Genomic DNA, 6,412 nt, shown 5'->3' on the forward strand with positions numbered 1-6,412 from the left:
TGTGATTGACAGCGTTGCCGCCGCCTCCGCCAACACCGATAACTTTAATAACCGGGCTTGCGGGGATGTTGTCTACGAGTTCGAACATTTTCCCTCTCCTTACATTCTCTAGTTTTTTCGCCTACTGCTTTTGAAGCGGTGTTGCGGTAAAGCTTTAGAAATTGCCTTGTACCCAGCTCTTGATGCGATCGAGCAGAGCGGCTTTCGGTTCGTCATTGCTGTAGCTGTCGCGGCTGCCGATGCCCGAGAACGAAATCCCGTCGGACTGCTTCTGCAGGCCGTACATCAACAGGCCAACGCCGGTGGAATAGATCGGGTTGCGGACCACGTCGTCCAGGCCCTTGACTCCATGGGGCACGCCCAGGCGAACCGGCATGTGGAAGATCTCTTCGGCCAGTTCGACCGCGCCTTCCATCTTCGACGTACCGCCGGTCAGCACGATGCCGGCCGGGATCAGGTCTTCATAGCCGCTGCGACGCAGTTCGGCCTGGATCAGGGTGAACAGCTCGTCGTAACGCGGCTCGACCACTTCGGCCAGGGCCTGGCGGGACAGTTCGCGCGGTGGACGGTCGCCGACACTCGGTACCTTGATGGTTTCGCCGGCACCGGCCAGTTTGGCCAGGGCGCAGGCATAGCGAATCTTGATTTCTTCGGCGTACTGGGTCGGGGTGCGCAACGCCATCGCGATGTCGTTGGTCACCTGGTCGCCCGCAATCGGGATCACTGCGGTGTGGCGGATCGCGCCTTCGGTGAAGATCGCGATGTCGGTGGTACCGCCGCCGATGTCCACCAGGCACACGCCCAGTTCTTTCTCGTCGTCGGTCAGCACCGAATACGCCGAAGCCAGTTGCTCGAGAATGATGTCGTCGATTTCCAGGCCGCAGCGACGCACGCACTTTTCAATGTTCTGTGCGGCGTTGACGGCGCAGGTGACCACGTGAACCTTGGCTTCCAGACGCACGCCGGACATGCCCAGCGGCTCGCGCACGCCTTCCTGGTTATCGATCACATAATCCTGCGGCAGGGTGTGCAGCACGCGCTGGTCAGCCGGAATTGCCACAGCCTGGGCGGCGTCGAGGACGCGTTCAAGGTCGGCGGAGCTGACTTCGCGATCACGAATCGCCACGATACCGTGGGAGTTCAGGCTGCGGATGTGATTGCCGGCCACGCCGACGAACGCCGAGTGGATCCGGCAACCGGCCATCAGCTGCGCTTCTTCGATAGCGCGCTGGATCGACTGGACGGTGGACTCGATGTTCACCACTACGCCTTTTTTCAGGCCGCGGGACGGATGTGTACCGATCCCGACGATTTCGAGCGTGCCGTCGTCCGCGACCTCGCCGACCAGCGCCACCACCTTGGAGGTGCCGATATCGAGACCGACGATCATTTTGCCGCTTTGCACGTTTGCCATGGGTCCTGCCTCTTCTTAATTCTTTGCGACAGCGGGTTGGGCTGTCGTCGGCGCTACAGGTTCCCGCCAGCCAACGGCAAGGCCGTTGGCGTAGCGCAGATCGATGCGCGCAATGTTCGTAATCTGCTCTTTGAGCGTCTTGTCATAGATGGCAATGAAGCGGCGCATCTTTTCCACCAGGTTGCCGCGTCCCAGCAGCAGTTCGATTCCGGGACCGGCGCTGCCTGCGCCGGTGGTCAGGAACCAGCTGCCTCGTTCACGCAACTCCAGGCGTGCAATCGAGAAGCCCAATGGCCTGAGCATCTGGCTCAGCACCTGGTATTGCTGCATCACTTGTTGCTGAGCCCGCTGCGGGCCGAACAGCTGTGGCAAGTGTTCGTAGTTCGCCAGCTCGCGCGGGGTGAACGCCTGTCCCTGGTTGTTCAACAGCGACTCATCGCCCCAACGGGCCACCGGCAGTTGTTCTTCCAGGCGAATCACTACCTGATCCGGCCACACCCGACGCACTTCGGCGTGGGCAATCCATGGCATCTGTTCAAGCTCGGTGCGCATACTCGCCAGGTCGATGGTGAAGAAGCTCGACGCCACGTACGGGGCGATCCGCTGCTGCACCGCTTGCTGGCTGATGTAACTCAAGTCGCCCTGCACGGCGATTTTGGTGATCGGCCGGTCGGCGTACGGCAGCAAACGCTGTGCGCCTTCGTAAGTACCGAACCCCAACGCCACCAGCAGCACGGGCCAGAACAGGCTTTTCAGAAAACCGAAGTTGGCTTTCGGCAGGCGCACGGACATCGGCTCTTTGGCCACCATTCGGCTGGCACCCCGCGGCACCGGCTTGCGGCCGGGTGGTGCGGAGGGCTGATGTCTCAGCTGTGCGCCTTGCATGGTCTTACCCTCGTGGCTCAATGCTTGCGGCCAGAATCGCCAGAACCAGTTGCTGGAAATCCAGGCCAGCGGCACGGGCCGCCATTGGCACCAGACTGTGATCGGTCATGCCCGGTGCGGTGTTGACTTCCAGGAACCAGAACTGCCCGTCGGCGTCCTGCATCACGTCCGCCCTGCCCCAACCGGCGATACCCAGCGCCTCACAGGCTTTGGCCGTGAGGTCCATGAGTTCCTTTTCTTTGTCGCTGTCCAGGCCGCACGGAATGCGGTACTGGGTATCGTTGGCGATGTACTTGGCGTCGTAGTCGTAGAAACTGTGCGTCGTGCCCAGGGCAATCGGTGGCAACACCTGGTCACGCAGGGTGGCGATGGTGAACTCCGGACCATGAATCCATTGCTCGACCAACACTTGCGAATCGTAGGTACTGGCCGCTTTCCACGCCTCGATCAACTCGGGCGCGGTCATCACTTTGGCCATCCCGATACTGGAACCTTCATGGGCCGGTTTGACGATCAACGGGAAGCCCAGTTCCTTGGCCGCCGAAATACAATCGGCCTCGCAGCGCAGTACCGCGTGGCGTGGCGTCGGAATGCCGAGGCTGTGCCAGACTTGCTTGGTGCGCAGTTTGTCCATGGCCAGGGCCGAGGCCAGAATGCCGCTGCCGGTGTACGGAATTCCTGCGCATTCGAGCAGGCCCTGCATGCTGCCGTCTTCACCGCCACGACCGTGGAGGATGATGAAGGCGCGGTCGATTTTTTCGTTCAGCAAGCGTTGCAGCAGGTCATCGCCTACATCAATACCGAACGCGTCCACGCCGGCGCTTTGCAGTGCTTCGAGCACCGCGTTACCCGACTTCAGGGACACTTCACGCTCGGCACTCTTGCCGCCGAACARCACGGCAACGCGACCGAAATCCTTCGGCGCTACAGTGGAGACGAGGTTGGCGTAAGCAGCAGTCATTTCAACTTCCCCTCTACCGGTGCGGCAACGGCCCCGGCGAACAACGGACTGTTCAACAGTTTGGGTGCGAGACCGCCGATATCACCGGCGCCCTGGCACAGCAGAATGTCGCCGGCACGCAGCAGCGGCTTGACGATCGGCGCGAGATCGATGCCGCGCTCGATGTAGATCGGGTCGAGCTGACCGCGCTGACGAATGCTGTTGCACAGTTTGCGGCTGTCGGCGCCCGGAATCGGCTCTTCGCCGGCCGGATAGACTTCCATCAGCAGCAGCACGTTGGCGTCGGCCAGCACATTGACGAAGTCGTCGTACAGGTCGCGGGTGCGGCTGTAACGGTGCGGCTGGTAGACCATCACCAGACGGCGCTCCGGCCAGCCACCGCGCACGGCTTTGATCACGGCCGCGACTTCGGTCGGGTGGTGACCGTAGTCGTCCACCAGCATCACGTTGCCGCCTTCGACCGGCAGTTCGCCGTACACCTGGAAGCGACGGCCAACACCCTGGAACCCGGACAGGCCCTGGACGATGGCTTCATCGCTGACGCCTTCGTCGGTGGCGATGCAAATAGTCGCCAGCGCGTTCAGCACGTTGTGGTTGCCCGGCATGTTTACCGAGACATCCAGCGGCTCGCGATCAGGGCGCAGCACGGTGAAGAAAGTCTGCATGCCTTGTTGGCGTACGTTGATGGCACGAACGTCGGCGTCATCGCCGAAGCCGTAAGTGACCGTCGGACGCTTCACCAGCGGCAGGATTTCACGCACCACCGGATCGTCCAGGCACACCACCGCCAAACCGTAGAACGGCAGGTTGTGCAGGAACTCGACGAAGGTTTTCTTCAGCTTGTTGAAGTCGCCGTCGTAGGTCGCCATGTGATCGGCGTCGATGTTGGTGACCACGGCCACCAGCGGCTGCAAGTGCAGGAAGCTGGCATCGCTTTCGTCGGCTTCGGCGATCAGGTAGCGGCTGGTGCCGAGCTGGGCATTGGTGCCCGCGGCATTCAGGCGGCCACCGATGACGAACGTCGGGTCCAGGCCACCGGCGGCGAACACCGAAGCGATCAGGCTGGTGGTGGTGGTTTTGCCGTGGGTACCGGCGACGGCGATGCCGTGGCGGTAGCGCATCAGCTCGGCGAGCATCTCGGCACGCGGCACCACCGGAATCCGGCGTTCCAGCGCGGTCGCGACTTCCGGGTTGGACGTGTTGACGGCGCTCGACACCACCAGCACGTCGGCGGCTGCGGCGTTCTCGGCACGGTGGCCGATGAAAATATGCGCACCAAAAGATTCCAGGCGCTCGGTCACCGGCGAAGCTTTCAGGTCGGAACCGGACACTTGATAGCCCAGGTTCAGCAACACTTCGGCGATACCGCACATACCCACGCCGCCAATTCCGACGAAGTGGATACGACGGATACGGCGCATTTCCGGTTGTGGCATGGCTTTCTTGTTCTCAACCATGGGCCACCTCAAGGCAAGTATCGACCACGTTACGAGTGGCATCGGGTTTGGCCAGGCGGCGTGCCGCGCTGGCCATGTCGTTGAGTCGTTGCGGTTGCATCAAGACCTCTGTCAGGCGAGCGGCAAGGTCCGCTGCGCCAGTCGTTCTTTGCGGCATCAGGAAGGCAGCGCCTTCACGGGCCAAATAATCGGCGTTGCGGGTCTGGTGATCGTCGATCGCGTGGGGCAAAGGCACCAGCATCGAGGGCAGACCGGCGGCCGCCAGTTCACTGATGGTCAGCGCTCCTGCGCGGCACACCACCAGGTCGGCCCAGCCATAGGCTTGGGCCATGTCTTTGATGAATGGCTGCACTTGTGCCTCGACGCCAGCCGCGCGATAGCGCTCTGCAGTCACTTCATCGTGGTTTTTGCCGGCCTGATGGAACACGTCCGGGCGCAGGTCGGGGGCGACCTGCGACAGGGCTTCAGGCAGCAATTTGTTCAACGGCTCTGCGCCCAGGCTTCCACCCAGGATCAGCAAACGCGCCTTGCGACCGGCCAGGGCAGGTCGCGGTGTTTCGAGGAACAGCTCGGTGCGCACCGGGTTACCGGTGGTCCGACGGCTGTCCGACAGGGTAAAGGTGTCGGGGAACGCTTCACAGACTCGGGCGGCCAACGGCACCAGCAACCGATTGGCGGTACCGGCCACGGCGTTCTGCTCGTGAACGATGACCGGCACGCCGGCCAGTCTGGCTGCAACGCCGCCAGGGCCAGTCACAAAACCACCAAAGCCGACCACACAGACTGGCCGCAGCTGACGAATGATCGCCCGCGCCTGCCAGATCGACTTGAGCAACATGACCGGCGCCTTGAGCAGGGACAATTTGCCCTTTCCGCGCAAACCGCTGGCGTGGATCCGATGCAATTCAATACCGGCCGCCGGCACCAGATCGTTTTCGATCCCGCGGGGCGTACCGAGCCAGTGCACGGTGTAGCCGCGGGCCTGGAACTCACGCGCACAGGAAAGTGCCGGGAACACATGGCCCCCGGTGCCGCCAGCCATGATCAGTACGTTAGCGCCCATGGTTCGGCTCCTCGGCGAAGTCGCTCTCATGGAATTCCATTTCTTCGCTGCCCAAATGGGTTCGACTCTCCCACTCGATGCGCAGCAACAAGCCAAGACAGGCACAGCAGATCACCAACGAACTGCCGCCATAACTGAGGAATGGCAGGGTCAGACCTTTGGTCGGCAACAGGCCGACGTTCACGCCGATGTTGATCAGGAACTGGCCGATCCACAGGAACGACAAGCCGTAAGCAACGTAGGCGGCAAAAAACTGTTTGGCTTTCTCGGCCCACAGGCCGATGTACATGCCACGAATACACACGAAGACGAACAGCGCCACCGTGCACAAGGAACCCACGGCACCCAGCTCTTCAGCCAGCACCGAAAACACGAAGTCGGTATGGGCTTCCGGCAGGTAGAACTGTTTCTGCACGCTGTTGCCCAGGCCGACGCCCAGCCATTCGCCGCGACCGAAAGCGATCAAGGCCTGGGAGAGCTGATAGCCAGCACCGAACTGGTCGGCCCACGGATCGGCAAAGTTGGTCAGACGCGCCATTCGATACGGCTGCATCTGAATCAACAACACCACCGCCGCGACAGCCAGGACCACCATCAGGGAAAACCGGAACAGCCCGACCCCGCCGAGGAAC

At 62.0% G+C, this 6,412-nt stretch carries 6 protein-coding genes; all 6 read right to left on the reverse strand.

Annotated features, from left to right (window positions below):
• Positions 1–154 precede the first annotated feature (154 nt).
• Positions 155–1,414: a cell division protein FtsA gene (gene ftsA, locus AC1DLB_RS18015; RefSeq protein WP_007939849.1), complete on the reverse strand. Its 1,260-nt coding sequence runs from the start codon at positions 1,412–1,414 to the stop codon at positions 155–157.
• 15 nt (positions 1,415–1,429) lie between these two features.
• Complete coding sequence (locus AC1DLB_RS18020) at positions 1,430–2,299, reverse strand: cell division protein FtsQ/DivIB (protein WP_007939848.1); 870 nt, start codon at positions 2,297–2,299, stop codon at positions 1,430–1,432.
• Between the two features lie 4 nt (positions 2,300–2,303).
• Positions 2,304–3,260, reverse strand: a complete 957-nt coding sequence (locus AC1DLB_RS18025; protein WP_477744624.1) for a D-alanine--D-alanine ligase — start codon at positions 3,258–3,260, stop codon at positions 2,304–2,306.
• Entirely contained in the window at positions 3,257–4,717 is a 1,461-nt protein-coding gene (gene murC, locus AC1DLB_RS18030) for a UDP-N-acetylmuramate--L-alanine ligase (protein WP_018930135.1), read from the reverse strand. Before murC ends, AC1DLB_RS18025 begins: the two co-directional genes overlap by 4 nt.
• Positions 4,710–5,780 (reverse strand): undecaprenyldiphospho-muramoylpentapeptide beta-N-acetylglucosaminyltransferase, encoded by a 1,071-nt coding sequence (murG, locus tag AC1DLB_RS18035; RefSeq protein ID WP_018930134.1) that lies wholly within the window; start codon positions 5,778–5,780, stop codon positions 4,710–4,712. The genes murC and murG overlap by 8 nt, the downstream gene beginning before the upstream one ends.
• Positions 5,770–6,412 (reverse strand): FtsW/RodA/SpoVE family cell cycle protein (locus tag AC1DLB_RS18040; RefSeq protein ID WP_477785384.1); only part of this gene is annotated, 643 nt, incomplete at its 5' end. The genes murG and AC1DLB_RS18040, both read right to left, overlap by 11 nt.

Source organism: Pseudomonas sp. 05N434, from assembly GCF_056396965.1.